This window comes from Amylibacter sp. SFDW26 (assembly GCF_009184395.1).
In the GTDB taxonomy this organism is placed as follows: Bacteria; Pseudomonadota; Alphaproteobacteria; order Rhodobacterales; family Rhodobacteraceae; genus Amylibacter.
In genome coordinates this window covers 207656-233743 of the sequence record NZ_WEIC01000002.1, presented here as the reverse complement: position 1 = coordinate 233743, position 26088 = coordinate 207656, and the positions used below count along the sequence as shown (strand labels likewise).

Below are 26088 nucleotides of genomic sequence, written 5' to 3'. Positions count from 1 at the left end.
ATAGGAACTTGAGCTAAGCTCTGTTTCAACAAAGGAACGTTGATGAAAAACAATAGCTTTACAGCCGCTTTGCCTTTTTGGCTTTCACTGACAATCGTTGGTGTTGTTTTGATCGCTGCCTATTTGGGCGGTTGGTGGTTGATTATGATTCCTGCCTATACATGGTGGTTTTTGGCGATTGTTGATCACTTTGAGGGTTATGAGCTGTCTAACAAAGACCCAAATACCCCTGACAGCGAATTGTTTTGGTACCGTTTGATCACGATCATTTGGTTCCCATTGCAATTCGTTTTGATCTTTGGTGCGATTGCATATGTGAGTTGGACAGATAATTTACCGGGTGCGCAGGCATGGTGGTTACTATTTGGTGTGGGTGTTGTCAGCGGCAGTGTTGGTATTGTTTACGCACATGAGTTGATGCATCAGAAACCGAAATATGAACGCCATATGGGTGATGGTTTGATGTGTTTAACGCTGTACGGGCACTTTCGTTCGGAACATTTATTGGTGCATCACCGTTATGTCGCCACACCGCGTGATCCAGTGACTGCCCGCTATAACGAAGGGTTTCACCGTTTCTTTCCACGTGTTCTGATCAGCTGTTTGACGTCATCTTGGGGTGCTGAGAAAGCGATGCTGGCACGCAAAGGCTTGCCTGTTTATCATCCTAGCAATCCATTTTGGAAGTATGCGATTTTGCAGGTTTCATTCCTAGCTTTGGCTTTTGTCATTGGTGGCTGGATGGGCGTTGGATTGTTCTGTGTGCAAGCATTCACTGCGATCTGGCAATTGGAACTGGTGAATTATGTGGAGCACTATGGGTTAACACGCCGCCATTTGGGTGATGGTAAATATGAGCATGTGAAGCCGCATCATTCGTGGAACGCAGCGCATAAAGTGACGAACTATTTCTTGATTAATTTGCAACGTCATTCTGACCATCATTATAAACCTGATCGTCGTTTTCCGTTGTTGCAAACCTATGATGAAAATGAAGCGCCGCAACTACCCGCAAGTTATTCATTGATGACGATCGCAGCGATGATACCGCCTGTTTGGAAAAAGGTTATGAACCACCGCGTAAAGGCATGGCGGGCGCAGCATTATCCTGATGTAGAAGATTGGCATCCTTATAACAAAGCGCTTAATCCACAGCCCAAATAACAAAAAAACCCCGTCACTAGGGACGGGGAAGTTAGGCATGGTATCAAAGCGGCGGAGCTTTGATACCGGCGGTAACTGTGTTTTCTTGTTGTGTATCTAAACTTGCATCTCTGCGCGGATTTGTTGGCGCAGCAAATCAATCGGGATGTTTTTTCCCTCTTTGCGGAAGCACCAATATGTCCAGCCGTTGCAAGATGGCGCGCCTTCCAAAGCGGCACCCACTTGGTGGATCGAGCCTTTGGTGTCATGCGCGATTAATGTGCCGTCTGCACGGATTTTGGCAGAGTGGCGACCGTTTAAGCTGTGTAGCTTTTCACCAGGGCGCAACATGCCACGTTCCACCAACTGGCCGAATGGCACACGTGGTGCTGCACGTTTGGATTGGCTGACTTCTAATGAAGAGCTGTCCAATGTGCGGATTGATTTTAGGCGCGCTTCTGCAACTTCGCGGTAGGCCGCTTCGCGTTCAATACCGATGAAATTACGACCAAGTTTTTTGGCAACAGCACCTGTTGTGCCTGAGCCAAAGAAAGGGTCCAGAACCACGTCACCTGGGTTTGTTGAACCTACAAGCAAGCGGTGTAGCAAGCTTTCAGGTTTTTGTGTTGGATGGGCTTTGTTGCCGTCTTTGTCTTTCAGGCGTTCGTGGCCGTTACAGATTGGTAGAACCCAATCAGAGCGCATTTGAACACCGTCATTCAAGGCTTTCAAAGCTTCGTAGTTAAATGTGTTTTTAGATTTTTCAGATTTGGCAGCCCAAATCATTGTTTCATGTGCATTGGTCAAACGCATGCCGCGGAAGTTTGGCATTGGGTTTGATTTGCGCCAGATCACATCGTTCAAAATCCAGTAGCCAGCGTCTTGTAAAACAGCACCTACACGGAAGATGTTGTGATAAGACCCGATGACCCAAATGGCACCATTTGGTTTTAGGATGCGACGTGCGGCTTTCAGCCAGTCACGCGAAAATTCATCGTATTTTTGGAAAGAAGAGAATTGATCCCAATCGTTGTCCACGGCATCGACTTTGGAATTATCAGGGCGATGAAGTTCGCCTTTTAATTGCAAGTTATAGGGTGGGTCTGCGAAGATTAGGTCAACAGATTCTTCGGGAAGTGAGTTCATCACTTCGATACAATCGCCAGACAATATCTGGTTTAATGGCAAGGTTGCCCCCGCCGTTTTCTTGGTCTTTGTCATTCTTTACTGCCTCAATGCGCTTTTCGCGTCGTTGTTGAGACCTAAGATGATTCATTACGGATTCGGCGTCAATTTCTTTATGAATCAATCACTTGCCTTATTTTCGCCATACAAGATGTTGTGTATCGGTTTGAAAGAACGTCTATGGTGTGGGGTTATACCTAATGTAGCGAGTCCCTCTTGGTGCTGTTTTGTGCCGTATCCAGCGTTGGTTTCCCACCCATAGCCGGGGTACTGTTGCGAAAGAGTCACCATTAATTGATCGCGAGTGACCTTTGCGATGATTGATGCGGCTGCAATGCTGGCTGATTTGGCATCGCCCTTGACGATTGTTTCAGATGAGCATGTTAGATTTTTAGGTGTCTTGTTACCGTCAATTAGGGCAAAGTCGCAGGAGACGGATAATCCAGAAACGGCTTTTTCCATCGCTAATAGAGATGCTTGTAGGATGTTGATTTGGTCGATCTCTTCTACTGATACGTGAGCTATAGAAACATCTGCAGTTTCCATGATCACATCAAAAAGCTGTTCGCGTTTTTTTGCAGTCAGTTTTTTAGAGTCGTTTAATCCGTCAGGAATATTATTCGGATCTAAAACTACGGCGCAAGCAGTCACAGGTCCCGACCACGGACCGCGGCCCACTTCATCGACCCCTGCGATTTTTGCAAAGGGGCCCAATGTGGTTAATAATTCTTGTTCACGTATAAAATCTGGCATGTGATTTCATACCCTTCATAGGGGGTGGTTGCACGTGCCTTTTTGCAAGTAATGATTATTCTGTTTGACATACCTGATTAAAATAGTCAGAAATAAGCCATAGATTAGAATCAACAAGGAGACGGTTATGTCTTTAATTCAAAATGTGAATATTCAAGATGCCCAGCAGGTAGCCTCTATTCCTGAGCACGATGCATTAGCCCTGACACAAAAGGGCACATTGGCGAAAATCCATTTGGATGAGAAAATTTATACATTGCGTATTACGCGCCAGGGTAAATTGATCCTGACAAAATAAAACGGGACGCCCATTTTGGGCGCCCCTCCTGCTCGGTCTTGTTATGCGTTAATTATTTATCACTGTGGTACACATGTTGGTTGTTGCCGTGGTGATGCTTTTTGTAATGCTTCTTATGACTATGCTGGTAGCTGCCGTGACTGTGATAGTCGTTGTAATCATGGCGCGCTTGCTGACCGTAGCCATGTTGTTTCAAACATTTACGCGAGTAATATTTTTTCCAACCGTGGTTTGTCCATTTCTGACGCAGACAATGGCGCGGCTTGTGGTTTTGGTACACTGGCTTTGGTTCATAGTGTTGGCGACGCGCAGCTTCTTGTTGGCGGCGTTTCTTTTTATCTTTGTGCACGACATGCGCGATGGCGCCAATGGCGGCTGCACCGAATAGGAATTGTGCAAGACGATCACCATCACTGGCAGCGGATGCAGGTGTTGCAACTGCGGTTAATGCGATGGCACCTGATACTGTTAGGGCGATTAAGCGAGATGTTTTCATTTTCTTTACCTTTCTTACGAACCGCCTTTTGCGATCCAATTTATGCGCCTTATGTGCGCTCTGGCATTTGGCCTGTGATAAATTTGGGGGGAGTGGCAAAGTTAGGCAATTACAGCGGCGTGTTATTGGATAACGAGGCATTTGATGTGGGTTGTTATTGAATAACATCGCAATATGACCCAAGTAATGATCATGAAAAACGCATTAAAAAATATCGTCGTGGCCATTGGCCTAACATTCGCAGTTGCAACGCCTAGTCATGCAGCAGACTGTTTCGTGGACTATAAGGCAAAGCAAACCGCAAATGGTTTAAAACTGCATTATGGTGTGATGCAGTTGTCAGGCGGTGCATGTGGCAATCGCAGTAGCGCACAACAAGTTGTTTCGGCGCGATTGGCAAAGAATGGTTGGACTCTGTTAACAATACTTTCAATACTGGATGCCAATGGTGCAAAACAAAGACAAGGTAATGCAGGTGCGTACTTCCTTAGATACTGAGAACAGTCGCTTTAAACCGCGGTCTATTGCATTGTGGGGCAGTCTGATGATTGTTGGGCTGCTACTGGCCGCATCTATCGTTTTGTTTATTAATCTGCCTGATGCGAATATGTTTAACGATCGTGTTGAACGTATCTTTGTGGAAAACGATGCACTGACCAGTCCAAATGAAACCAAGCTATTGGAAATTTTGGCGCAATCTGGAACTTCGTTTGCAGAAGTTTTGCAAGGATACCGGTTTATCATTTTCGTGTTGCTGGTGTTGTCATCTGCGTTGTTGATTTCTGCGTTGTATTTCTTAATGACAAACTATGGGCTGAACCAGCGGATGACTGAAATTGAACGTTCAGGCATTCATGTTACCAGCCTTGTGGTTAACCGTGATGAACGGGTTGTTTACATCAATAATATGGAATTCGAGCTGACTGAATCGATTTTAGAAACCTTGTCAGTGCTTTGTGAAGCGCGTTTGGATGATGAGGTGATCACTGGCTCTGATCTTGAAGCGATGATCAGCGGTAAGAATAAAGTGGACGTGGATGAGGCCGCAGGGGCGACACGCATTAAACGCTTGCGCGATCATTTGGGCAATCAAATGATGTCTCAGTTGTTGATTAAGAACATCAGTCGTAAGGGCTATATGTTGGCGATTGAAAAAGACGTCATCAAGATGATTTAAAACCTTTATTATGGGGTATGAGCACCTTTTTTGATCGTTTGGTGGTCTTAGAACCCCCAAATAATGTGATCTTTACGATTCTTTGCAAAAATAAGTCTTGAAATTGTCACAAATGACGGTGAAGATTCTAACTATAAAAACAAGCAAGAGCGGGAAATTGATATGACATCAGAGCAAAAACTACATGTGTTAAAACTAATGCAAAACCTGAATGAGAAAGATTATCTTAAGCAGCGTGACGACGAGATCGCTGATGCGCTGCGCGCTAAGTTCGGAAGTGAAGGTCGATAATTTACGGGATCTTAGATACGTTTAATACCTTATAGATGTTACAACCATTCTAGGAATTTTGCAGTACATGGGTTTGTGGTTACTTTGTTGCTATCGGGATAGATAACAAAGTAACCATATTTATTTAATTCCACTGGTGAAATTTTGTGAAGAACACCCGTATGAATTTCATTTTCTCAAGCATGTCATTTAATACTATTCCCTGCCCATCTATTAACCGCTTGAACGAGAACGTTTGGGTCTGGAATTATCAATGCATCTGTAAGTACGCAGAAAGGTGATTTTCGCGGGGAAAATCCAATACGTATTCGTAAGCTTGAAGTGCTAACTCTAAAGATGCGCATAATAAAGGGAGCGGATTAACCACTCCCTTCAAAAAATCAGCTGGCATCTGCCTTGTTAAGCGCTGTAATCAAAGCACCTAAATTGTGCTGGAACATTGCCAAATAGCTGGTTGCTGGACCGCCACGCTCGGACAGTGCGTCAGAGTAAAGACGACCACCGATCTCGATACCTGTTTCTTCTGAAATCTGGTTGATAAGCGCAGGGCTTGTGATGTTTTCAACAAACAGTGCAGAAGCGCCTTGCTCTTTTAGGTTTTCAATCAACACGGCTAAATCACGCGCGGATGGCTCTGCTTCTGTGTCAATCCCAACAGGTGCTAGGAATGTTAGACCGTATGCATCCGCCAAATAGCCAAATGCATCATGCGCTGTTACAACCGTACGGCGGTTTTCTGGCAAAATAGCAAGCTTCGCGCGTGTCTCAGTATCCAGAGCGGTTAGCTTTGCGATATAGGCTTCGGCATTTGCCTTGAAATCATCTGCGTGATCAGGAACCGCTTTAGCCAGAACATTCGTGATGTTTTGAACGTATACAACACCGTTCAACAAAGAGTTCCAAGCATGTGGGTCAACTTCACCTTCGACTTCTACTGGTGTTACGCCATCCGTTGCGACATGGACTGATGCCTTGCTGCCAGACTCTGAAATCAGGGTATCTGACCAAGTTTCAAATCCCAGACCGTTCACAAAAATGATGTCTGCTTCGGCCACGGCACGGGCGTCTGCAACAGAAGGTTGATACACATGTGCATCTGCATCAGGGCCAACAATTGTTGTAACTTCTGCCGCATCACCAGCAACTTGTTCCACCATATCACCTAGAATGGAAAAGCTGGCTACGATTTTTAGTTCATCTGCGATTGCTGGCAGAGCTGTAAAAGCAAGGGTTGCAGATGCAAAACCGATGCGAATTGTATTTAAAATGTTCATTGGATCCTCTTTTAATACAGGGTTTTAGGTTAATGAAGTGGTGTCCGCGTGGGACTGTTTTCGGGGTTTCCGCCCAAACCCTAATGGGGCGCAGAGAACGGAAATCAAGAAAAATGCGCCAGCGACCAACACGATCGCAGGTCCAGACGGTGTGTTTGGAAAAATATAAGATAGGGTTAGGCCGATCCAGCAACTGAGCAGTGCAAAGACAAAGCCAAGCACCAATTGCCCAGTGATTGTTGCCGCCCAATAGCGTGCAGCAGTCGCAGGTAAAATCATCAAACCAACCGCCATTAATGTGCCAAGGGTTTTGAAAGCTGCCAAAAGGTTCAGAACCAACAGTAGCATAAATCCTTGATCCACCAGCCACGGCCAACGTGTGCGCGCCTCAAAGAAGACGGGGTCACAAGTACTGACAATTAACGGGCGTAGCAAAACGGCAAAGGACAGCAATGTTACCATCGCAACGCCGCCGACAAGCATCATTGAAGCATCATCAATGCCTAGAATGGATCCGAACAAAAAGCTTTTTAGCGGAATAGCTGATCCAGCTGCTGACAAGATGAAAATCCCTGCGGCAAGGGCGATCAGATACAGAGAGGCCAAGCTGGCATCACTGCGTAGGATGGTCTTGCGTGCTAGCAGAGAGGTTAGCACAGCAACACCGACACCAGCAATCAATCCACCAATCAGCAACGACATTACCGACAAACCTGCGGTGACAAAACCGATCACGATACCTGGTGTTATTGCATGGGCCATAGCTTCACCAGCCAGCGAAAGGCGACGCAGCACAAGAAATGCCCCAACAGGAGCAACTGAAGCTGATAACACTGTCGTAGCTACAAAAGCACGTTGCATAAAAGCAAATCCCCACATCTCGGTGAAAAATTCAAACATGTGATGTGTCCTTTTTCGTATCCCCCAAAGCGCTCCTAAACATCCAGGCTGCTTGGCTTTCAGACATATATTTCTGACTTACTAAACGCTCGGGTGTTAGAACTTCAGTGACTGATCCGTGGTTTGCATGACCTCCACCGAGTAAAAGCGCGTGGGTACAGTGATCTAGAACTGACGACAGATCATGGATTACAAGAACAACCGCACGACCTTCGTCGCGCCAGCGGTTGATGATTGTTAAAAGATGCGCTTCAGTTTGTTGATCCACAGCGGCAAAAGGCTCGTCCAATAGGATCAGTGGTGCGTCTTGCATAATGACTCTTGCAAACAATGCGCGCTGCAATTGCCCACCAGATAATGTGTGGATTGGTTGATCTGCAATTGATAAAACACCTGCTTCATCCAGTGCTGCCGCAACCCTCATGTGACCTTCACGGTCTAATCTTCTGCGCATGCCAAAACCGCCCCAAGCACCCATGGCAGCAAGATCACGTACGCGAATGGGAAAGCGGCTATCAAACTCTGCCATTTGTGCAAGATATCCAATTTCGCGTGGACGACCCGCTGGCCATATAACTTCGCCCGATAGGGGCGACAGCAAGTTTAGCATCATTTTGACAAATGTGCTCTTTCCAGACCCGTTCGCGCCTAAAACAGCGAGCGTTGTGCCAGATTCAATTGAAAACGAAAGATGCTCGAACAGCGTCTTGCCAGGATAGCCAAGAGACAAATCCCAGACCTGAAATACCGGTTGCATCAAATAACGGCGAAAATCGCAGTCCAAAGCACTGCAGACAACACAAGTGCTCCGCCGATCAGGCCCAAGGCACTGAGCTCTGTTAAACAAGGCGGTTTTCGCTCGGCAACAACAGAGCTTTGTTTAGTCCAAACTGGCGCCTGTCCTGCTTCCGAGATATTTGACATAGAGTTCATGACCACCTCCGCAATTGCGAGGTTGGTTCATGTACAAATTTTTTATCGACGTTTACCGCCTGATGCATAGCTGCCTCCTCCAGGACACCCCGCCTGGCTTAGAAATTACGTTAAATGGCAGGTCTCCTGACTCGCGGGTCAAAGCTTTCCCGATCCTTCCCAGGGTTTAGCCCAGTGGATCACTTCGGGGTCGCTCGCCGCTTACAGTTGCGGGGGCAGTCACGGAATTGGCGCCTATTGGCTACTCCTCACCGTGTTCCTCTTTCAGTCTGCAGCACTTTGTGCCGAAAACACCATTAGGCTTCATCATTTGCATATTGGTCGAACTGAGTCTAGCAAATTTATTGCGTTTCGGTTGAGCAAAGTTAATCAGGTAAGTTGGGGGGGCTTAATTAGGTAGAGTTATGTCGCAAAATGGTAAGTCGCAACTTAATGTGAATTTGTGACCCTGGCGGAATTCGAACCTGCAACCTGCCTCTTAAGAAGGGGCAGGCGTTTTTTAATTACAGTCAATATTATACATCCTTTTCAGTTTCCTGCTGTACTTAGTTTGTACGAATTGACTCGCGTATTTCTGCTTGATTGTTGCTACTATGAGCGTTTTTGCGATGCAGTACGCTTGCTGACTTCAATCGAACATTTTAAAATAACAGGGATCCTTGGATTTGATCCAATTTATGAGTTTACAAACTACACTGATAACCAAGCTTTCGATCTGAGAAAGAAGCATCTGGATACGAAAACGCGCGTATTAATTGAAGCTGCGTATGTATTTTGAAACTTCTAAACGGAACGATTTCTGGAAATTGCATGATTAATGAATGTGTAAAGATGAAAATCTAATAATGATAATCACTCGGATCATACTGCGAATGACATAGATCAATTCAATTTAAAAATAAAACATTACGATCTTTTAAGAATGGCATACTTAGGAGGCATGGTTATGTTAAGGGGAACAGTTTTACTAATTTACGTTGCTATATTGGCGGTTTTATTTGGCTGCACCCCTGATCACTATATCACAAAAATGAATATAAAAGATGGCAGGCACTTATTTTTAAAAGAATGTGCAGAATGCCATAACTATGATGCAAGCGGTGCTGGTCCAGCGTCTTTGGGGCTTGGTATGAAACCACCAAGTTTAACAAAGCTTTCAGCAGCTAATAACGGTGCTTTTCCACGTGATTATGTCATGAGTAAAATCTACGGCTTGAAACAAAATGGCCATACCAGTGAAGTTATGCCTGACTTCGGAGAAGGCGACCTTGGCCCTCTTATTCAGGTTGAGAAAGACGGCATTTCAACCCCGATACCTGCTGATCTTCTTGCCTTAGCGAACTATTTAGAAAGTATACAACACTGATGTTCGCTTTTGTAGCTTGGTACGCAGGTACAGAGATACAAATCGTTACAAACAATTACACTCTAATCATATGTGCATTACAGATGCATCGTTAATTATTTCCAGCCTTATGAATGGAGAAATTAAATGCACTTAAATAACTCACAAAATTCAAAACCTATGTTTGATCATTTCCTTGCAAACAAACCCAACCCTATAAAAAATAACAAATTAAGAAGCCTAAAAACTGGGCAACCTATTTTCTATGAAGGAGACACGGCAAGAGGTTTATATGAAGTTGTAGAAGGTGTTGTGCGTAATTATAAATTAACAGCTGATGGCCGCAGACAAATCGTTTCCTTCGGTTACCCAGGTGATATCATTGGGATAAACCATGATGGGTGCCATCATAATGATTGCGATGCAATTTCTGATGTTACATTAAAAGCCATTGATCAAAAAACGGATACTGATTTTGCCTATTCACTTATAAGATATACAGCAGCTGAACTGACACTCATGCACGAACACTTTCTTTTATTAGGCCGTAAATCAGCCATGGAAAAAGTAGCTTCTTTTCTAAACGTTTTACAAAACCGTATAGGCAAGCGTGATGGTAAAAGCGTGTGTTACGACCTACCTATGAATCGCACTGACATTGCAGATTACCTAGGCCTCAGTATTGAAACTGTAAGTCGTTGTTTTTCAAAATTACGCCAAGAAGGCATTATAGGTTTACCCCAAATAAATCAGGTTTGCATTTATGACTTAGGCGCTCTTCAAGGGCTTACAGAAGTCGAGCATTAAATAACCAGCCATAAGGAATGTTCTCGATGGAAAATGCTGCACTACATCAAGTGGAATTAAAACGTGCGATTGGTTTACCAAGACTTGTTTTATATGGGCTAGGCGTCACTATCGGTGCAGGTATTTATGTATTAGTTGGTGAAACAGCCGCCCGTGCGGGTATATACGCCCCCATTGCCTTTCTATTAGCTGCTTTTGTTATGGCATTTAGCGCATGCAGCTTTGCAGAGCTTTCCAGCCGCATTCCCAAAAGTGCAGGTGAGGCCGCTTATGTAGATGCAGCGTTCGGCTGGACTTGGCTTACTTTGGTAACGGGGCTTTCTATTGTTTTATCTGGTAGTGTTGCCGCTTCAGCCATCAGCCTGGGGTCTGCTGGCTATGTTGCTCAATTGATTGATTTACCTATCCCACTATTGGCAGTCATTATTGTCATTTTAATGGGCGGCTTGGCCTGTTGGGGCATCCAAGAAAGCGTAACCTTTGCAAGTGTATTAACCGTAATAGAAATTTTAGGGTTACTGATCATCATCGTTGCAGGTTTCCACAAAGAGCCATCACTTTTATCCACGTTACCAGCATCAATCCCAACACTAACCGATGGACCTGCATTATCAGCAATACTCAGCGCCAGCTTGATAGCGTTTTTCGCTTTTGTTGGTTTTGATGACGTCGTCAATATCGTTGAGGAAACAATTAACCCAGCTAGAATTATGCCGATTGCAATCGGTATAACATTGATCGTCGTTACAATACTTTATGTATTAATAACACTTGTCGCACTGAATGTTTTACCTTTATCAGAACTGAGTGCGTCTAAAGCTCCTGTTGGTTTATTGTTTGAACGCCTAACAGGTATCTCTCCGTTGGGAATTACGTTAATTGCTATATTTGCAACTTTGAATGGCGTCATAATCCAGCTGATTATGGCATCTCGCGTTTTGTATGGCTTGTCACGCAGAGGTCAACTACCCAAGATGTTTTCTAAGTTAAACAAGGTAACAAAAACACCTATTTTAGCGACCTTAATACTTAGCCTTTTCGTGATATTCCTTGTTGCCTTTGTGCCGCTTGATCAATTGGCCGAATGGACATCCCAGATTAACCTTAGTGTCTTTTGTTTAATTAATATTGCACTTGTATGGATGAAATTACGCAAGACACCCACCGAAGATGGCCTATTCACTGTTCCTATCTTAATCCCCGTATTAGGCGCCTTAACCTGCTTAGGATTACTGATTGGGCCTTTGATATTGTGATACTTTAAAACTGGAACATTTTTCGGCACCGAAAAGGCAAGCGTCAATCGTCATGATATTCGCATATTTGAAATAATGAACAAAGGCATATTACGTTGACCTAGATCAATGATCGGTCGCTTTATTTGAATAGTTTTATAGCAGTATCGCACCCGAGGAAGCACATCATGCTGATTAAAACTTCAAAGGTAAAACCTCTAAAAGCAGCAGAGTTATGTGCAACTTTCAAAACTATAAATAAAACTGTGAAAACTGATCACATGACACAATCAATGTGTATGATGGGGCATTCAGAAGCAGTAGATGCAATCAAGTTCTCAGCGCGAATAAAGCACCCCAATTTCAATCTTTTTGCGCTTGGACAAACGGGATGTGGCAGACACCGAACTGTAATGGAAATTTTAAGGGTAGAAGCCCAAAGGCAATCTGAACCTTCTGACTGGGTTTATGTCCATAATTTTGAAACCCCACACAAACCAATTGCAATTCAACTTCCTGCAGGTCAAGCCATTCGTTTGAAGAAGGCCATGCAAAATCTTGTTGATGATCTTGCGAATGAAATCCCCGCATTATTCCAAGCGGATGCTTATCAAAATGACCGACGCAGTATGGAACAAGAGTATGGTCAAATAGGTGACGATGCCGTCAGTTTTGTCATTGAAAAAGCAAAAGAAAAAGGTCTCGCATTATTAAGGACCCCAATGGGGTTCATAATAACAGCCATGAAAGATGACCAACCCATAAAACCGCATGAATTTAGTGAACTTCCCGATGCTGAAAAAGAATTGATCGAAGCTGATATTAAAGCAGTACAGGAACATTTGGAAATAGCGTTAAAACAAATCCCTGAGAATGAGAAAAATCATCGTAGAGCCATTGAAAAACTAAATTCCGAAGTCGCATTGGGTGGTGTTGAAAGTGCCATCAGTGATTTATTCAAGAAATTTGGGCATATACCAAAGATGCCAGAATACCTTGCCGCTGTGAAAAGAGACTTAATTGAAAATGCAGAGCAATTTTTAAACTCTGGACCTGCGGTTCATGCTGGTGCGTTCCCTGTTGCAACGACTAAGCATTATAAAGAACCCCAATATTATGTTTATGCCGTAAATATTATTCACCCAAGTGATGCTACTGCTTCAAAAGCAGCACCTGTAATCACAGAAGACCTTCCCACTCTTTCCAATCTAGTTGGCCATGTTGAACATTTCTCTGAAATGGGGGCTATATTAACAGACCACACGATGATCCGGCCGGGAGCTTTGCATAGGGCAAACGGTGGCTTTCTTGTACTGGACATTCGCAAAGTACTGACAGAACCCTTTGCTTGGGATGCTTTGAAACGGTGCATTAAGAGCCAGAATATTTCGATTATATCAGCACAAGACCGTCTTAGCTTATCAAGCACAATTTCATTAGAACCAGACCCAATCCCCTTAAATATACGTTTTGCACTCGTAGGAGATCGCAGATTGTATTATTTGCTCGCGGCTTTTGATCCAGAATTTCTTGAGCTTTTCAAAGTTCAGGCAGACTTTGACGACAGTGTTTTTAGTTCTGATGAAACCATACAAAACTTCACACAGGTTTTGAAAAATATAACCACTGAAAACAATTTATTACCACTTAGTAAAAAAGCAATCTCAAGATTACTTGTTGAAGCAACTAGACTGGCAGACGATGCCGAAAAACTGTCCCTTAACGTTCAGTTCTTTTCGGATACCATTTGTGAGGCAAATTTTTTAGCCGTTGAAAATAAATCTAAAACGATAACTGATGCGCATATTAGTACTGCAATAGAACAAGCTGAAAGCCGAGCAAACCGTCCCCAGCGCCTGACTTATGAAGCTATAGATCGCGATACTTTACTCATTGAAACATCTGGCGATGTCGTTGGACAAATAAACGCTTTATCAGTCCTAAAAGTCGGGGACTTTCAATTCGGTCGCCCTTCCCGCTTAACGGCGCGTGTACGTGCAGGCAAAGGTAAAGTGGTTGATATAGAACGCGAAGTTGAATTGGGCGGCCCCTTACATTCAAAAGGGGTTTTGATTTTATCCAGCTATTTGGCAACACATTTTGCATTGGATGTTCCGATGTCTTTATGGGCCAGTATCGTTTTTGAGCAAAGTTATGGGGGCGTAGATGGCGATAGCGCATCTGCAGCAGAGTTATTTGCATTGATTTCAGCACTCTCTGAATGCGCAATAGATCAATCTTTTGCTGTAACTGGGTCAATTAACCAATTTGGAAAAATCCAACCAATCGGCGGGATTAATGAGAAAATAGAAGGCTTTTTTGATGTATGTGCTTCACGCGCTTTAACTGGAACACAAGGTGTCATTATGCCAAAGTCGAACATAAAAAACCTAGCGCTCAGACCGCGTGTTATTGAAGCCGTGAAAATTAAAAAGTTCCATATCTTTCCAATCGAAACTGTAGATGAGGGCATCGAACTTTTGATGAATGCGAAACCAGGTATGCGGGATAAAGCTGGACAATTTCAAACAGGAACAATCAACCATAAAGTCGAAATGCGTCTCCTAAAGTTTGCTGATCAGATCAAAAAATACCAAAAAACTGACACATCCAATGATATCGTTAGTGAGATGAAAAATGTCTGATGAAAAAGAACAAGGACAACTCATAATCAGCGCCCAATGTTTCGCTGATGCAAATTCTGTAATCGAGATTGCCGCATTTTTAGCTAAAACGTTAGAGCTCCGAATTAAGGCATATCTCTTGAAAGATCAGAATGCATTTGATGCCGCCGACCTACCTTTTACACGCGCTATATCTCTTTCTGGGGGCAGTTCTGGTATTGGCGGTCAAGCGCTGCAAAAAGCATACAACAGAGATGCACAATTTTATGAAAAAACCCTGTCGCGCGCAGCACAATCAAAAGCGTTGAATTGGAGTTTCCACCATACTGATGATATTCCCGAAACATTGCTGACCCTATCCTCAAAGGGTAAAAGCATAATTCTATATGGCTTCCCAAAGCTGAATAAGAGTAGAGGCAATGTTGTCCTTATAGAAGAAGGAACACACTCATCACCGCAACTCAATGAGCTTTCAAAATCATTGGCCCATAAGTTACAGGTACAAACAGTATTCTTAAAAATAGAAAACATTCCATATTCAACAGATGTTCTGGAACAATTACATAAGACCAATTCAGCATTAGTGATTATGCCTTATAACCTCGCAAAGAAATTAGGTATTAACAACATATTAAATACGGCACGCTGTCCTGTAATTGTATCTCCTCATCTCGCTCATGTATGAAAAACCGCACGCATTGCATTACTATATGAGGTAATGTCCGCATTCATTTATAATTTCAAATATTCAAGTTCATCCTGTCGCTTCTGCAGATGCAAAAAATTTCGGACGAAACAGCCAAATTACAATCGAACCCACTCCGGTTAAAGCAAGCGATAACACAAACAACCATCCAATAAACGGTATCATGGCAATCAGCCCAGCTGCCAACGCACCACCACCCGCGGCTATAGCTCTTGATCCAATGCTATTCGGCTCTTGTTTCCCTGCTGCCATGAGCAGCGCGACACCAAAGGCATAAGCTGCAACAATGTAACCTGCAAATGCAAAAATCAGTGTAATAAATACTGTGGCAGGAGCCAATAACAAACCAATGACTGTCATCATTAGAATAATCGTTGATCCCACAACCGCAGACTCTGCCAGAATGCCAAACCAGAGTGTTCGAAAGGGTCGTTCAAGAATACCACGACGAAGGTCTGCTAATTTCTGTGGTGCTATCGCTGCTATCAACGCCGCAATGCCCGCAATAACAATTACACCAATTAAAAACTGTAATAACGCTACACGCCAATCCCAAACCTTTAATCCCTTAGTCACCTCAGACCATTCGGAAATATCGCGTCGGTCTACACGTTCTGCAGGAATTACTTGCGAAGGTATTTCTATTTCGCCTGTTTTTTCCTCATAGACAGTTAATTTCCCATCTATTTTAGCACCATCGGCAAAGCTCACCTTTCGAGCTGATAGGCTAACATCACCTTTGATGGCCGCTTCAAGCCTCACCTCTTCACCCGCAATCAACGCATATCCAGAAACAGGGCCAGAAATAACAAGCTTTGAGCCTGACATCCTGAGATCGCCTGCGACTTCTCCAACCTGTATGCTGTAGCCGCTGACGGTAACATCACCAGAAACCTTGCCATCCAATGATACATCCATTCCAGCCAGATAAGCATCCCCACCAACGTCACCCGTTGAGACGATCTTGCGTCCAGCCAAATGTGCAGATCCAGTGATATTCTTTTGACTACGAACGGTTTCACCAGCCATGAAAAGATCATCCACACCTTCTGTGTCCTGGACCATGGTGCTTCCAGCTAAGAAACGATCTTTATTGAAATCGAAGTAACCTTTTTTCTCCTCTGCCGCCAAAGGAGTAATTGCGAGCACGATAAAAACCGCCGCCAGAAAATACCTATACATGACATACCTATAACTGTTGAATGTTTGCTTGTTTTAAAAACTATAGAGCTTATTTTTTGAGGCTGATTGATCTAAATCAATCACACATAATTCGACAGTTATACGCTTGGATTATGAACAAAGAACATCAAAACCTAAAGTTGTTGTCGAAACTGAACATCCTTGATTTGGACGCATCTGCAGTGTTGTTCTCTGATAACTTTGTATGGCATTATTTTAACCCTAACTTACCAGATGTTGAAGGAGACTATGTTGGCATTGAAGGATTGAAACGCTTCTTCAAAATAATAGAAAAAGAAACCAACGGTACTTTCAAAGTTGAACCAGTATCTGCAACGCCTATCGGCGACGAACTGGTTGTCGTCCATGCTCGTGACACTATGGAGCGTGACGGTAATTCATTTGCCATTGATGTTGTGGTCGTTTGGCGCATCGCGCATGATCAACTGGTCGAAGCTTGGGATATTCCGTCAGCATTCACATTGACAGTTTGATGTGATGACGATGGTTATTCTATGGGTTCATATTTCTTGCAGTCATGGATCTGGCCATAACAATCGAATTTCCTTGGAAAGATTTGCACGCACATCAGAAACCTCACTGCGAGACAACTTAGCGTTAATTAACTCAAAAACTTTCCGAATATCTTCTGCACCACGATAATCCAATACAGCACCAACATGCTGCTCTATATCAGATATAAAATCTACGGCATGTCGCTGTTTAATGGGCGTTCTCTTTGGAACCCATCCCTCAAAGAACATACCCCTAATCAATAATGGAAGTTGAGCCGAGAATTGCGCCATTTCATCTATCAGTAAATGATCACGTACTTGATGTAATGTCACACGCAACAATCGAAGAACATCACGATGGCTTTGCCATTCTAAGCGCTCCTTTAACTCGTTGATCCATTCGTGTGTGATTTGGGCAGTATGTTCTATGACCTCTAATCCTTTAGCTGACATATCTCATCTCCTTTCATTTGCAGATATAAACAAGTTCAGGTTACAAAAGATAATTACCCTGCCGAAAAAGCATTGTTGCAATATGCGACATACAATGCTTTTGCCCTTTCACCAGTCTTAGAATAAGCAAGGATGGGCCTTGCCATTTTAGGGAAAAGCCTAGCAAAAACATTCACATGCTTTTGTGTAGGCTCTAATTCATGAACTGGTAAGTAAATGGGTTCAACTCCTGAAATCGTTGCAGAATTTGCAACGATTTCAAAAAGCTCTTGCGCCTTATCCTCACCATCTGGCCGCACACAAACAATAGACCGGAACCCCATAGCACTGATCAATGCAATGTCAGTTGCATTAACCTGATCGGCTATTGAAAAGTCATTATCGATTTTTTTAATGTTAACGCTCACCACTCGAACTCCTTTATATTTTTTGAATCCAATTAAAATAATACACTGATTAAATTCACTCTCATTGATCTAACTCAAAAGATTGAAAAATTAGCGCGTCTGATTATGTCAACGCCTGAGTAATCAAATGTAAAATAGAGTAAGGCAGATATGAAAAGTTCCGCCTTAGAAAGCTCAAAAGGTGGTTTTCCATTCGCTTATTTTGATCGAAATCAATTTCTAAATATAAAAAAGACATATGCTCTCAGCAATCTTAAGAGAATATAAGAGAGCTTCATATGTTTAAAAATGCATTCAATCTTATTGAAGTATTTGGTTTTAAAATTAGAGTTGATCCAAGCTGGTTTTTGATCGCAGCGTTAATGGTCTGGTCTCTCACAATAACTTATTTTCCAGAAACCCTACCAGAACAATCAAGGTTGGATTACTTTGCATTATCAATTGCAGCAACAATTGGGGCTTTTGTTTCACTGCTCATTCATGAATTATCGCATTCTTTGGTCGCCCGTACATATAATATAAATGTCACGAATATTACGTTATTCATTTTTGGCGGTGTTGCTGAGCTTGAAAAGGAAGTGACTACACCTGCGGCAGAATTTTGGATTGCGATCGTAGGCCCTGTAAGTAGTTTTATACTCGCTGGTTTGTTTTACACTCTTGGTCACATTAATATCTCATTAAATGCATCTGACCCGCTTATAGAATTATTGAAGTATTTAACATTTATTAATCTAGTCATCGCGGTTTTCAATCTAGTACCCGCTTTCCCATTAGATGGCGGTCGCATCTTACGTTCACTTTTATGGAAGCGCAGCGGTAATTATATTGGGGCTACATATGTCGCAAGTTTGGCGGGGCAGGTGTTTTCAGTTTTCCTAATAATTACTGGAATGTTAGCCATATTTACAGGGTTTGGATCGGGTGGATTGTGGCAAGTTTTAATAGGCTTCTTTATTTTCATGGCATCACGCAGCAGTTATGCCCAAGTTTTAATGCGCGAAGCTTTAAAAGAAAAAACGATTAGTAATCTGATGAGTCAAGTCATTCACACAGCTGATGTCGCAGACACCATTGATGCATTGGTTGAAGACGTAATCCTGCGATACGGCGTAAGCTTTGTTCCCGTTACCGAAGGCGATATGTTGTTGGGCTATATCGACAAAAATGTCATACATAAAATTGATACGGACAATTGGGCAACGTCAAAGGTTGGAGATGTCTATATAACAAGCACTCCTCAAAACACAGTCAGCTCAGCTACTTCATTACCGGAACTTATCGATATTATGTCAAAGGAAAACCAAAGAAAGATGCTTGTTTCTGATAATGGTATATTACTTGGGGTCATTACATTGGCTGACATGATGGATTACGTGTCTTTACGCAATAAATTAGTAATGCATTAATCTTAAAATACTTGAGCCATATCAAATACTAAAAGCTGTATATTGCTTATGTTGTTTCAATGTACCAATTCATCCAGACACTTCCCCTTGAATACAATCTATTGCTTTTCCTAATATTCACAGCAGGTATTTGGTGGGCAGGGACACGTTTAACAATCATCGCGGATTTCATTTCAGAACGTCATAAACTTGCCCGTACAACAATTGGTCTAGTTCTCTTAGCATCAGCAACATCTTTACCTGAGATCGCCACGACTGTAAGTGGCTCAATTATTGGCAACCCTGATCTCGTACTTAATAATTTGTTTGGAGGTATTGCCCTTCAAACAACAATTTTAGCCGTAGCAGATTTTTGGGCACGCGGGGCAATTACAAATTACCCAAGAAAAGCCAGCAGCGCTTTAGAAGCCACCCTATTGGTCACCTTACTTGTATGTCTGCAAATAATCATCTTACTTGGTGAACCTATTGCGATATATGGCGTTGGCTTAGGCAGCATTACAATTGCAATACTATATATTTCTGCGCTTGTATTACTGCGGCGTTACGAAACCAATAACGATTGGATTCCTATCGATTTACCTGAATTATCGGAACCCAGTTCTTTTAAGTTTGGCGTTGCGCAAAAAATCAGAGACACAAAACTACATAAAACATACTTATTAACAGCTTTCACCTGTGGCTGTATTCTATTCTTCGGTGTTGGTATTGTTATGTTGTCTGAAAAGATTGCTTTACAGACTGGATTAGGATCAAGCTTTGTAGGTGTTACCTTTCTTGCGGCAGCTACATCCTTACCAGAGCTTGCAACCACAATAGCCGCAGTACGATTAGGGGCTTATACACTCGCAATTTCAAATATTTTCGGTAGCAACCTTATTATGCTCGTTCTCGTGTTGCCCGCAGACACTCTTGATAGATCTGGCCCTATCTTAAAGCATACGTCTCATACATTAGAGCTCGCAGTTGCTTTGGGCCTTTTGACAACAACTATATATCTTGTAGGCTTGATCGTTCGTAGGAAAATAAACATTGCGGGCTTTGGTATCGATAGCCTTTTGGTGATCTTAACGTATTTTTCAGGGTTAATTATTTTTTACTTTATCAAATAATTTATTCGACCCTACCTACTCATAGACTTAATATAACCCTAAGGATATCTGATATTGGTCGCTGAAAACAAAAATAATAATATGCTAACAGCTTTATTAGAATCTGCTGTTGATGCCATTATTACCATCGATACAGATGCCAATATCCGTACAATAAACAAATCCACAGAAACCTTATTTGGATATGAAAAAGACGAACTCATTGGAAATAATGTTAAGCTCTTAATGCCAGAACCATGGGCATCTGAGCATGATGAATATATCGCAAATTATAATAAGACGGGGTATAAAAAAATCATAGGTATTGGGCGTGAAGTTCAAGGTAAACGTAAAGATGGATCTGTATTCCCTATGCATCTTGCCGTCAGCGAATTTAACGTGGATGGGCAAGTTTTCTATGCAGGCATTGTTCATGACTTAACGGCGCGAAAGCTTGCTGAACGTTCCCTATTTCAAGCAAATAAAATGGAGTCCATCGGACAGCTATCTGGCGGAATAGCACATGACTTCAACAACCTTTTAACCATTATTTCTGGGAACCTTGAGTTATTGGAAATGCAACTGCAAGACCCGATAAAACTTGAACTTTTGCAAGAAGCTCAGGACGCTGCAGCAATGGGAGCAGAGCTAACAAACAGGCTTCTTTCCTTTGCTAGGCGTAGTCTACTATATCCTGAGGTTGTAGATTTAGGCGCACTAATTGAACGAATTAGGCCGCTCTTAAAACGCAGCCTTGGCAATCTACATGATTTTAGGGTTAATTTCGAAAACGACTTATGGCCTGTCCAAGTAGACGCTAATCAGGCTGAATCCGCGATCGTAAATTTGGCTGTAAACGCCAAAGATGCTTTGAATAATAAGGGGCTTCTTGTCATTGAAGCCAGCAACTTTACGGCCGATCAAACCATGGATGTTTTAGGAGCGACTATTACCTTTGGCGATTATGTACGCCTTTCTGTTTCGGACAATGGTAGTGGTATGAGCAATGAGGCGGTGCAAAAAGCTTTCGATCCATTCTTTACGACGAAAGAAGTCGGTAAAGGAACGGGGTTAGGTTTGTCCATGGTTCATGGATTTTGCAAACAATCTGGCGGGCATACCACAATTTACAGCGAATTGGGATATGGAACGACTGTGAACATGTACCTTCCTCGTTACATTGATAATAAGCATGTCGCAGAAGTGAGCCCCTCAACTCCCAAAAGCACAACACAAGGGAAAGGCCAGCTTATATTAGTTGTTGAAGACGATAAAAATGTGCGCCGCTTGGCTGTGCAAAGACTTGAATCTTTGTCTTATGAAGTGGTGGAAGCTAAAGATGGAAACCATGCTAAAGAAATGTTGCAAACACATCCGGATATCCAACTTGTGTTTACAGATTTGATCATGCCTGGGAGAGTTTCAGGACAAGATCTCGCATTATATATCAAATTAAAATATCCCGATATCAAAGTACTTTTAACATCAGGATACTCAAAGGGTATTCTTCAGAATGGCCCACTCAGTGATTTGAAAATTGAAGTGCTGCGCAAGCCTTACGGCCAAGCAGAGCTAGCGCAAAAAATCGCGAAAATCTGGCATTAGCATCAATAATTAACTTTGCAAAACATCAGAGGCAAACATATATCCAATTCCACGAACGGTTTTAATAATCATCGGGTTTGCGGGGTCTGGTTCGATTTTTTTGCGCAACCGAGCAACTTGATTATCTATTGTCCTATCTAGTGGTGTCCATTCAATACCACCAATATAATCCATAAGTTGTTCTCGTGATAAAACCCGCTTTGGCCTTTCTAAGAAAACCATGAGTAGTTTAAAATCACTAGATGTAAGATCACTAATAACGCCTGATGAATCTTTCAATTCTAGTCTTGAAGGGATCGCCGTCCATCCCTCAAATGCGAACGTGGCATCACAAACAGTATGGTCATTCATAACCGCTCGTGATGGTGATTTTGTTCGGCGCAGGACAGATCTGATACGCGCTAAAACTTCTCTAACATGGAATGGCTTTGAAATATAATCATCGGCGCCAACCTCTAGGCCGACAACACGATCAATGACCTCGCCCTTGCCTGTAATAATAAGGATTGCCACATCATGTGTAGACTTTAACTCTGTCGCAATAGACAGCCCATTATCTGCACCTAAATTCAAATCCAACGTAACCAAATCGATATGATGTTTCGCAAAACAGTTTTTAACTTCAGAAGCATTTTCGGCTTCTAAAATATTATATCCCTCAAGCTCCAAACACCGCCGAAGCAATGTTCGAATTTTAGGATCATCATCGACAATCAGAATAGTGCTTTGAGTGGATTTCATATTAAAAGGCCTCAATGTAACGAATTAACTAAGCGGCACTAATGACTTCATCTACAGTTTATCTGTTTAACATTTTGGGTGATTTATTACAAATATTCTAATGGGATAAAAAAACAGTCCGTTTAGCATCGGACAGTGTTTCGCGTGTTGTGCCACCTAAAATCCACTCGCTTAGGCGGCTACGGCCATATCCCCCCATAACGACAATATCAGCATCAATATCTTCCGCAGCTTGGAAAAGAGCATGTGCAACACTCTTGCCTGCACTTGGTATTAAATCAACATCTACAGTTACACCGTGTCTGGAAAGATAAAGCGCCATATCATGCCCAGGAGCGTCACCTTCTTTTGCAGGTTTTGGGTCTATGGAAACCAATGTAACTTTTTGCGCAACTTGTAATATCGGTAAAGCTTGACGTACCGAGGTAGCCGCAGTCGCCCCACCATCCCAAGCCACCAAAACATTGTTTAAATCTTTAAATACAGGCGATTTCCCTGACAACAAAACCGTTGGGCAACTCGTATCCATTAAAACACTAATAAATACCTTTTCAGCAATATCACTATTGTTGATTTCACTACGCATTAAAATAAGTGCATCTGCACAATTTGCATAGTTTCTCATTATCGCACGGAATTGCAATCTGTCTGCAATTTCGACACAGACAGACAGTGATACACGCTGTTTTTCAGCATACTCTAACAATGCTTGCCTTTGTTGTTTTGCTTTCTTTGACAGTTCTTGGTTTTGTTCAAGCATCGTATCATGTGTCACCATGCCATCGCCCGCAACAACAGGTCGAATAAATGGAACCATAATTACAATATCTAAATGCGAACTGTTATTTTTAGAAAACTCAATAATATCGAAAAGGTCATGCATATCATTATAAACCAAATGAAATGATAGGATAGATTTAAAAACCATTTTATTTTTCCTTGATAAAAATGCTTGGTCAAAAATCGCACTTAGTGATTTGAGTTAAGCAATAATTAAAATGTCACCTAAGCGGCTATAATCGCCTAGATGACATTGATGAGTTAAGCTGCGGATACTTCGATCTTTTGCGACTTATCTTCTAGCTCTTTTGGCTTTGGGATAGTGACAGTCAAAACACCATTCTTATATGTTGCTTTTACTTCTTCGGGTTCCACTTGAAATCCCAGCGGTATAGATCGGTAAAACTTACCGTAGCTACGTTCTACAACATGATAATCGTTTTCAGTTTCATCTTTCTCAGTCGTTTTTTCGCCTGAAATGACCAGAGTTTCGCCTTTATACGAAATATCAAAGTCTTCGATATCCATACCTGGTAATTCAACATCGATCGTGAAACTGCCATTTGCCTCTGAAACGTCAAAAACAGGTTGAAAAGACACTCCCTTAAAAGCACCAGCATCTTTTTGCTGTTCAGGCTTTAGAGATACAAACTTATCAAAGACGCGATCAATTTCATGATGCAGTGTTGTAAATAACGGGAAGTAATTATCAGTATTTTTCCAGAAATCTGGAAGCGTTTCTTTCTTCATGGTAATCTCCTTTCATACGCACAGAATATTGAAATTCAAAAAATTGGCTTTGACCCAAATCAAAGAGCAATCACATTTTCAAAGTGCGATGGAAGATCATCCAAGCGCGTATTAACCAAGTCTTTATCCAACTCCGCATATACGGCCTTTTTCATTGGCGGTTTCATAGTATTACGGATCTCGCCAAGAACTTTGGGTGCGGCACAGATGATCAATCTGTCAAACCGCCCGTTTTCCATTTGCAGTGCCAAATCATCTAATAATTGAGCAACAAAAGGAGCTGATATTTCTTTGGTATTTGCCTCGAGCTTATGACGTGTAGAACCAACACTGTCATACGTCCGCCCTTGTTTGTTCCTATAAACCGTTTCATTTGTATTACTAAGCGGCGTTAATTCAACAGTCTGAAGTCCTTTTCCGACACCTGTGTTTTCAAAAAATCTCGCTGATGATTGATTAGCGATCACAAACCAAGTTTTAGGATGTTTCATATCTCACCTATTAAGATTGCATCTTAAAACTAACCAAAAATATCGCCTCTATCATTGATCTAAATCAATCACACTTAGGTTCAACTGTTTTATAAATGCTCCATATAAGGAGTGTGACTATGCAAAAATGGCGTCATCAAAAACTGATCTTAGAAGAGCGATTAAGATTTCTGAATTCAAGATTACATTCTTTAGAGGACCAACTAGATACACCTCACTCCAAAGATGCGGAAGACTTTGCACAAGAGGTCGAACATACGGAAGTTCTTGAAGAGCTTGGAATTGTGGGACAACAAGAGATCAAACTGATTCAAACCGCATTAAAAAACATTAAGAAGGGAAGTTATGGTATCTGCGCGAATTGCAGTGAGCCCATATCTATGGAGCGTCTTAACGCAATTCCTTATGCAGCAGTATGTCGAAATTGTATGAATAAAGGATGATCCAATGGCAATGGAAGCATTAAAGGCATCTATCCTTCTTTTATTAGAAGAGATGACTGAACAGCCGGAAGACTATCACCAACTACAAGAGCAATTACGCGAGAAAATTTCTGAATATAAAAGCTTGGGTCTGCCTGTTGCCGATGAAATTATTCGCGCAGAAGAATTGCTTTCAGAAAACAAAGGGCAATCAAATGGAAAGGATAAATAATGTCGTATAAAACTATACTCGCAATCATAGAGAACCCCAATAGCGCAGAAACTTTAATCCCAGCCGCTTGTGAAATCGCTCAAAACTTTGGCGCTCATTTGATTTGTGTAAAACCTTTCTTAGACTTTGATCTACCTCAAGCGGTATCCAGTTATTTCACTGATGATATCATGGAAAAAATCACGGCCCAAAATACCCACGAGCACTATGAAATAAAAAAGACGTTCGATGCACATACAAAATCGCAAGATTTTATATCAGAATACAGAGTAGAACGTTTAACTGGGAAACAGAAAACCAGACAATTGTTGATTGATACTTATGGGGCGGATTTGGTTCTCATGTCTTTGCCAACTTGGGCACAAGTTACATCAATAGGAATGGAGCCAATACACAAATTGATCATGGGTTCCGGAAGGCCTGTTCTGGTCATCCCAGAAGGATATGAACTCAAAAAGACACCACAAAATATTCTAGTAGGCTGGCGTGCAAGTGCCGAGGCAAGCAATGCTGTTCACAGCGCATTAGGATTTATGCAAAAAGCAAAAAATACGACACTGATGACCGTTAACAAAAAGAAATCTATATGTACTGAAAGTATAACAGACGGCCATGAAATTGCTTCGATGCTTGATAGACACGGTGCAAATATGAATGTTTGGCATTCAAAATTAAGTCATAAATCCGTTGGAAAACAAATTACAAATGAAGCAAAAAACGGCAGCCATGATTTAATTGTTATCGGGGCTGGCCATCATGGTATTGGATATAATTTAACACACGGTGATAGTGCTAAGGCTGTTTTGAAAAACACAACCGTTCCAGTCTTATTGTCCGCTTAAA

Annotated in this window: 31 protein-coding genes and 1 riboswitch; of the genes, 17 read left to right on the top strand and 14 right to left on the bottom strand. The window is 42.1% G+C overall.

Annotated elements, in window-relative coordinates; translation table 11 throughout:
• Positions 1-42: 42 nt before the first annotated feature.
• A complete protein-coding gene (locus tag F9L33_RS07385; protein WP_152142126.1) occupies positions 43-1164 on the top strand; it encodes an alkane 1-monooxygenase in 1122 nt (373 codons plus the stop codon).
• 96 nt (positions 1165-1260) lie between these two features.
• Here the strand turns inward: F9L33_RS07385 and F9L33_RS07380 are convergent, their stop codons facing one another.
• Positions 1261-2364: a site-specific DNA-methyltransferase gene (locus tag F9L33_RS07380; RefSeq protein ID WP_152142125.1), complete on the bottom strand. Its 1104-nt coding sequence runs from the start codon at positions 2362-2364 to the stop codon at positions 1261-1263.
• Positions 2365-2448: 84 nt separating this feature from the next.
• Positions 2449-3081, bottom strand: a complete 633-nt coding sequence (locus tag F9L33_RS07375; protein WP_152142124.1) for a ribonuclease HII — start codon at positions 3079-3081, stop codon at positions 2449-2451.
• Between the two features lie 127 nt (positions 3082-3208).
• Here F9L33_RS07375 and hemP point away from each other — a divergent pair, with 127 nt between their 5' ends.
• Positions 3209-3379, top strand: a complete 171-nt coding sequence (gene hemP / locus F9L33_RS07370; protein ID WP_152142123.1) for a hemin uptake protein HemP — start codon at positions 3209-3211, stop codon at positions 3377-3379.
• 52 nt (positions 3380-3431) lie between these two features.
• On the opposite strand, the gene F9L33_RS07365 is transcribed toward hemP, so the two are convergent.
• A complete protein-coding gene (locus F9L33_RS07365) occupies positions 3432-3875 on the bottom strand; it encodes a hypothetical protein (protein ID WP_152142122.1) in 444 nt (147 codons plus the stop codon).
• 192 nt (positions 3876-4067) lie between these two features.
• On the opposite strand from F9L33_RS07365, the gene F9L33_RS07360 reads away from it, so the two are divergent.
• The 3 genes from F9L33_RS07360 to F9L33_RS15990 all read left to right on the top strand — a co-directional run bounded on the left by F9L33_RS07360 (position 4068) and on the right by F9L33_RS15990 (position 5343).
• Positions 4068-4373: a hypothetical protein gene (locus tag F9L33_RS07360; RefSeq protein ID WP_152142121.1), complete on the top strand. Its 306-nt coding sequence runs from the start codon at positions 4068-4070 to the stop codon at positions 4371-4373.
• Positions 4345-5052, top strand: coding sequence for a response regulator transcription factor (locus tag F9L33_RS07355; RefSeq protein WP_193221994.1), 708 nt, complete (start codon positions 4345-4347; stop codon positions 5050-5052). The genes F9L33_RS07360 and F9L33_RS07355 overlap by 29 nt, the downstream gene beginning before the upstream one ends.
• Before the next feature lie 162 nt (positions 5053-5214).
• Positions 5215-5343 (top strand): hypothetical protein, encoded by a 129-nt coding sequence (locus tag F9L33_RS15990; RefSeq protein ID WP_255478297.1) that lies wholly within the window; start codon positions 5215-5217, stop codon positions 5341-5343.
• 380 nt (positions 5344-5723) lie between these two features.
• On the opposite strand, the gene F9L33_RS07350 is transcribed toward F9L33_RS15990, so the two are convergent.
• Genes F9L33_RS07350 through F9L33_RS15745 form a run of 4 tightly spaced genes read right to left on the bottom strand, consistent with a single transcriptional unit; the run spans position 5724 to position 8450 of the window.
• A complete protein-coding gene (locus tag F9L33_RS07350; protein ID WP_152142120.1) occupies positions 5724-6617 on the bottom strand; it encodes a metal ABC transporter solute-binding protein, Zn/Mn family in 894 nt (297 codons plus the stop codon).
• Positions 6618-6641: 24 nt separating this feature from the next.
• Positions 6642-7517, bottom strand: coding sequence for a metal ABC transporter permease (locus tag F9L33_RS07345; RefSeq protein ID WP_226804027.1), 876 nt, complete (start codon positions 7515-7517; stop codon positions 6642-6644).
• The gene (locus tag F9L33_RS07340; protein ID WP_152142119.1) at positions 7510-8274 is read right to left on the bottom strand and encodes a metal ABC transporter ATP-binding protein; all 765 of its coding nucleotides are present in this window, start codon (positions 8272-8274) and stop codon (positions 7510-7512) included. Before F9L33_RS07340 ends, F9L33_RS07345 begins: the two co-directional genes overlap by 8 nt.
• The gene (locus F9L33_RS15745; protein WP_193221993.1) at positions 8274-8450 is read right to left on the bottom strand and encodes a hypothetical protein; all 177 of its coding nucleotides are present in this window, start codon (positions 8448-8450) and stop codon (positions 8274-8276) included. The genes F9L33_RS07340 and F9L33_RS15745 overlap by 1 nt, the downstream gene beginning before the upstream one ends.
• 98 nt (positions 8451-8548) lie before the next feature.
• Positions 8549-8763, bottom strand: a riboswitch (cobalamin riboswitch).
• Positions 8764-9396: 633 nt separating this feature from the next.
• On the opposite strand from F9L33_RS15745, the gene F9L33_RS07335 reads away from it, so the two are divergent.
• The 5 genes from F9L33_RS07335 to F9L33_RS07315 all read left to right on the top strand — a co-directional run bounded on the left by F9L33_RS07335 (position 9397) and on the right by F9L33_RS07315 (position 15146).
• Positions 9397-9816, top strand: coding sequence for a cytochrome c (locus F9L33_RS07335; protein WP_226804026.1), 420 nt, complete (start codon positions 9397-9399; stop codon positions 9814-9816).
• A gap of 126 nt (positions 9817-9942) precedes the next feature.
• Entirely contained in the window at positions 9943-10602 is a 660-nt protein-coding gene (locus F9L33_RS07330; RefSeq protein WP_152142118.1) for a helix-turn-helix domain-containing protein, read from the top strand.
• A 26-nt stretch (positions 10603-10628) separates the two neighbouring features.
• Entirely contained in the window at positions 10629-11858 is a 1230-nt protein-coding gene (locus F9L33_RS07325) for an APC family permease (protein WP_226804024.1), read from the top strand.
• A 167-nt stretch (positions 11859-12025) separates the two neighbouring features.
• A complete protein-coding gene (locus tag F9L33_RS07320) occupies positions 12026-14482 on the top strand; it encodes a Lon protease family protein (protein WP_152142116.1) in 2457 nt (818 codons plus the stop codon).
• Positions 14475-15146 carry a hypothetical protein gene (locus F9L33_RS07315; protein ID WP_152142115.1) on the top strand — a complete coding sequence of 224 codons (672 nt, stop codon included), beginning with the start codon at positions 14475-14477 and terminating at the stop codon, positions 15144-15146. The genes F9L33_RS07320 and F9L33_RS07315 overlap by 8 nt, the downstream gene beginning before the upstream one ends.
• A gap of 69 nt (positions 15147-15215) precedes the next feature.
• On the opposite strand, the gene F9L33_RS07310 is transcribed toward F9L33_RS07315, so the two are convergent.
• Complete coding sequence (locus tag F9L33_RS07310) at positions 15216-16232, bottom strand: polymer-forming cytoskeletal protein (RefSeq protein ID WP_152142114.1); 1017 nt, start codon at positions 16230-16232, stop codon at positions 15216-15218.
• A gap of 230 nt (positions 16233-16462) precedes the next feature.
• Here F9L33_RS07310 and F9L33_RS07305 point away from each other — a divergent pair, with 230 nt between their 5' ends.
• The gene (locus tag F9L33_RS07305; RefSeq protein ID WP_152142113.1) at positions 16463-16843 is read left to right on the top strand and encodes a nuclear transport factor 2 family protein; all 381 of its coding nucleotides are present in this window, start codon (positions 16463-16465) and stop codon (positions 16841-16843) included.
• A gap of 42 nt (positions 16844-16885) precedes the next feature.
• On the opposite strand, the gene F9L33_RS07300 is transcribed toward F9L33_RS07305, so the two are convergent.
• Positions 16886-17317, bottom strand: a complete 432-nt coding sequence (locus tag F9L33_RS07300; protein ID WP_152142112.1) for a DUF2267 domain-containing protein — start codon at positions 17315-17317, stop codon at positions 16886-16888.
• A gap of 53 nt (positions 17318-17370) precedes the next feature.
• Positions 17371-17724 carry a beta-lactamase hydrolase domain-containing protein gene (locus F9L33_RS07295; RefSeq protein WP_193221992.1) on the bottom strand — a complete coding sequence of 118 codons (354 nt, stop codon included), beginning with the start codon at positions 17722-17724 and terminating at the stop codon, positions 17371-17373.
• Between the two features lie 278 nt (positions 17725-18002).
• Here F9L33_RS07295 and F9L33_RS07290 point away from each other — a divergent pair, with 278 nt between their 5' ends.
• Genes F9L33_RS07290 through F9L33_RS07280 form a run of 3 tightly spaced genes read left to right on the top strand, consistent with a single transcriptional unit; the run spans position 18003 to position 21829 of the window.
• Entirely contained in the window at positions 18003-19133 is a 1131-nt protein-coding gene (locus F9L33_RS07290; RefSeq protein WP_152142110.1) for a site-2 protease family protein, read from the top strand.
• 59 nt (positions 19134-19192) lie between these two features.
• Complete coding sequence (locus tag F9L33_RS07285) at positions 19193-20245, top strand: sodium:calcium antiporter (RefSeq protein WP_152142109.1); 1053 nt, start codon at positions 19193-19195, stop codon at positions 20243-20245.
• A gap of 54 nt (positions 20246-20299) precedes the next feature.
• Positions 20300-21829 carry a PAS domain-containing sensor histidine kinase gene (locus F9L33_RS07280; RefSeq protein WP_152142108.1) on the top strand — a complete coding sequence of 510 codons (1530 nt, stop codon included), beginning with the start codon at positions 20300-20302 and terminating at the stop codon, positions 21827-21829.
• A gap of 9 nt (positions 21830-21838) precedes the next feature.
• Here F9L33_RS07280 and F9L33_RS07275 read toward each other — a convergent pair whose 3' ends face one another.
• From F9L33_RS07275 to F9L33_RS07260, 4 genes are all read right to left on the bottom strand, one after another.
• Positions 21839-22570, bottom strand: coding sequence for a response regulator (locus F9L33_RS07275; protein WP_152142107.1), 732 nt, complete (start codon positions 22568-22570; stop codon positions 21839-21841).
• A 97-nt stretch (positions 22571-22667) separates the two neighbouring features.
• Positions 22668-23498, bottom strand: a complete 831-nt coding sequence (locus tag F9L33_RS07270; RefSeq protein WP_152142106.1) for a universal stress protein — start codon at positions 23496-23498, stop codon at positions 22668-22670.
• 113 nt (positions 23499-23611) lie between these two features.
• Positions 23612-24100, bottom strand: a complete 489-nt coding sequence (locus tag F9L33_RS07265) for an Hsp20/alpha crystallin family protein (RefSeq protein ID WP_152142105.1) — start codon at positions 24098-24100, stop codon at positions 23612-23614.
• A 59-nt stretch (positions 24101-24159) separates the two neighbouring features.
• The gene (locus tag F9L33_RS07260) at positions 24160-24591 is read right to left on the bottom strand and encodes a host attachment protein (RefSeq protein WP_152142104.1); all 432 of its coding nucleotides are present in this window, start codon (positions 24589-24591) and stop codon (positions 24160-24162) included.
• Between the two features lie 119 nt (positions 24592-24710).
• Between F9L33_RS07260 and F9L33_RS07255 the strand changes: the two genes are divergently transcribed.
• From F9L33_RS07255 to F9L33_RS07245, 3 genes are all read left to right on the top strand, one after another.
• A complete protein-coding gene (locus F9L33_RS07255; RefSeq protein ID WP_152142103.1) occupies positions 24711-25034 on the top strand; it encodes a TraR/DksA family transcriptional regulator in 324 nt (107 codons plus the stop codon).
• A 4-nt stretch (positions 25035-25038) separates the two neighbouring features.
• Complete coding sequence (locus tag F9L33_RS07250) at positions 25039-25245, top strand: hypothetical protein (RefSeq protein ID WP_152142102.1); 207 nt, start codon at positions 25039-25041, stop codon at positions 25243-25245.
• Positions 25246-25415: 170 nt separating this feature from the next.
• Positions 25416-26087, top strand: coding sequence for a universal stress protein (locus F9L33_RS07245; protein ID WP_193221991.1), 672 nt, complete (start codon positions 25416-25418; stop codon positions 26085-26087).
• The last annotated feature ends 1 nt before the right edge of the window (position 26088 follow it).

Excerpts from the sequence above, each read along its gene's own strand:
- F9L33_RS07330 (WP_152142118.1), top strand. The coding sequence starts at position 9,943 with ATGCACTTAAATAACTCACAAAATTCAAAACCTATGTTTGATCATTTC.
- F9L33_RS07315 (WP_152142115.1), top strand. The coding sequence starts at position 14,475 with ATGTCTGATGAAAAAGAACAAGGACAACTCATAATCAGCGCCCAATGT.
- F9L33_RS15745 (WP_193221993.1), bottom strand. The coding sequence starts at position 8,450 with ATGAACTCTATGTCAAATATCTCGGAAGCAGGACAGGCGCCAGTTTGG.
- hemP (WP_152142123.1), top strand. The coding sequence starts at position 3,209 with ATGTCTTTAATTCAAAATGTGAATATTCAAGATGCCCAGCAGGTAGCC.
- F9L33_RS07340 (WP_152142119.1), bottom strand. The coding sequence starts at position 8,274 with ATGCAACCGGTATTTCAGGTCTGGGATTTGTCTCTTGGCTATCCTGGC.
- F9L33_RS07245 (WP_193221991.1), top strand. The coding sequence starts at position 25,416 with ATGGAAAAAATCACGGCCCAAAATACCCACGAGCACTATGAAATAAAA.
- F9L33_RS07345 (WP_226804027.1), bottom strand. The coding sequence starts at position 7,517 with ATGTTTGAATTTTTCACCGAGATGTGGGGATTTGCTTTTATGCAACGT.
- F9L33_RS07255 (WP_152142103.1), top strand. The coding sequence starts at position 24,711 with ATGCAAAAATGGCGTCATCAAAAACTGATCTTAGAAGAGCGATTAAGA.
- F9L33_RS07335 (WP_226804026.1), top strand. The coding sequence starts at position 9,397 with ATGTTAAGGGGAACAGTTTTACTAATTTACGTTGCTATATTGGCGGTT.
- F9L33_RS07325 (WP_226804024.1), top strand. The coding sequence starts at position 10,629 with ATGGAAAATGCTGCACTACATCAAGTGGAATTAAAACGTGCGATTGGT.
- F9L33_RS07270 (WP_152142106.1), bottom strand. The coding sequence starts at position 23,498 with ATGGTTTTTAAATCTATCCTATCATTTCATTTGGTTTATAATGATATG.
- F9L33_RS07305 (WP_152142113.1), top strand. The coding sequence starts at position 16,463 with ATGAACAAAGAACATCAAAACCTAAAGTTGTTGTCGAAACTGAACATC.
- F9L33_RS07380 (WP_152142125.1), bottom strand. The coding sequence starts at position 2,364 with ATGACAAAGACCAAGAAAACGGCGGGGGCAACCTTGCCATTAAACCAG.
- F9L33_RS07320 (WP_152142116.1), top strand. The coding sequence starts at position 12,026 with ATGCTGATTAAAACTTCAAAGGTAAAACCTCTAAAAGCAGCAGAGTTA.
- F9L33_RS07250 (WP_152142102.1), top strand. The coding sequence starts at position 25,039 with ATGGCAATGGAAGCATTAAAGGCATCTATCCTTCTTTTATTAGAAGAG.
- F9L33_RS07365 (WP_152142122.1), bottom strand. The coding sequence starts at position 3,875 with ATGAAAACATCTCGCTTAATCGCCCTAACAGTATCAGGTGCCATCGCA.
- F9L33_RS07360 (WP_152142121.1), top strand. The coding sequence starts at position 4,068 with ATGAAAAACGCATTAAAAAATATCGTCGTGGCCATTGGCCTAACATTC.
- F9L33_RS07300 (WP_152142112.1), bottom strand. The coding sequence starts at position 17,317 with ATGTCAGCTAAAGGATTAGAGGTCATAGAACATACTGCCCAAATCACA.
- F9L33_RS07310 (WP_152142114.1), bottom strand. The coding sequence starts at position 16,232 with ATGGTCCAGGACACAGAAGGTGTGGATGATCTTTTCATGGCTGGTGAA.
- F9L33_RS07355 (WP_193221994.1), top strand. The coding sequence starts at position 4,345 with ATGCAGGTGCGTACTTCCTTAGATACTGAGAACAGTCGCTTTAAACCG.
- F9L33_RS07285 (WP_152142109.1), top strand. The coding sequence starts at position 19,193 with ATGTACCAATTCATCCAGACACTTCCCCTTGAATACAATCTATTGCTT.
- F9L33_RS07350 (WP_152142120.1), bottom strand. The coding sequence starts at position 6,617 with ATGAACATTTTAAATACAATTCGCATCGGTTTTGCATCTGCAACCCTT.
- F9L33_RS15990 (WP_255478297.1), top strand. The coding sequence starts at position 5,215 with ATGACATCAGAGCAAAAACTACATGTGTTAAAACTAATGCAAAACCTG.
- F9L33_RS07265 (WP_152142105.1), bottom strand. The coding sequence starts at position 24,100 with ATGAAGAAAGAAACGCTTCCAGATTTCTGGAAAAATACTGATAATTAC.
- F9L33_RS07290 (WP_152142110.1), top strand. The coding sequence starts at position 18,003 with ATGTTTAAAAATGCATTCAATCTTATTGAAGTATTTGGTTTTAAAATT.
- F9L33_RS07375 (WP_152142124.1), bottom strand. The coding sequence starts at position 3,081 with ATGCCAGATTTTATACGTGAACAAGAATTATTAACCACATTGGGCCCC.
- F9L33_RS07260 (WP_152142104.1), bottom strand. The coding sequence starts at position 24,591 with ATGAAACATCCTAAAACTTGGTTTGTGATCGCTAATCAATCATCAGCG.
- F9L33_RS07275 (WP_152142107.1), bottom strand. The coding sequence starts at position 22,570 with ATGAAATCCACTCAAAGCACTATTCTGATTGTCGATGATGATCCTAAA.
- F9L33_RS07385 (WP_152142126.1), top strand. The coding sequence starts at position 43 with ATGAAAAACAATAGCTTTACAGCCGCTTTGCCTTTTTGGCTTTCACTG.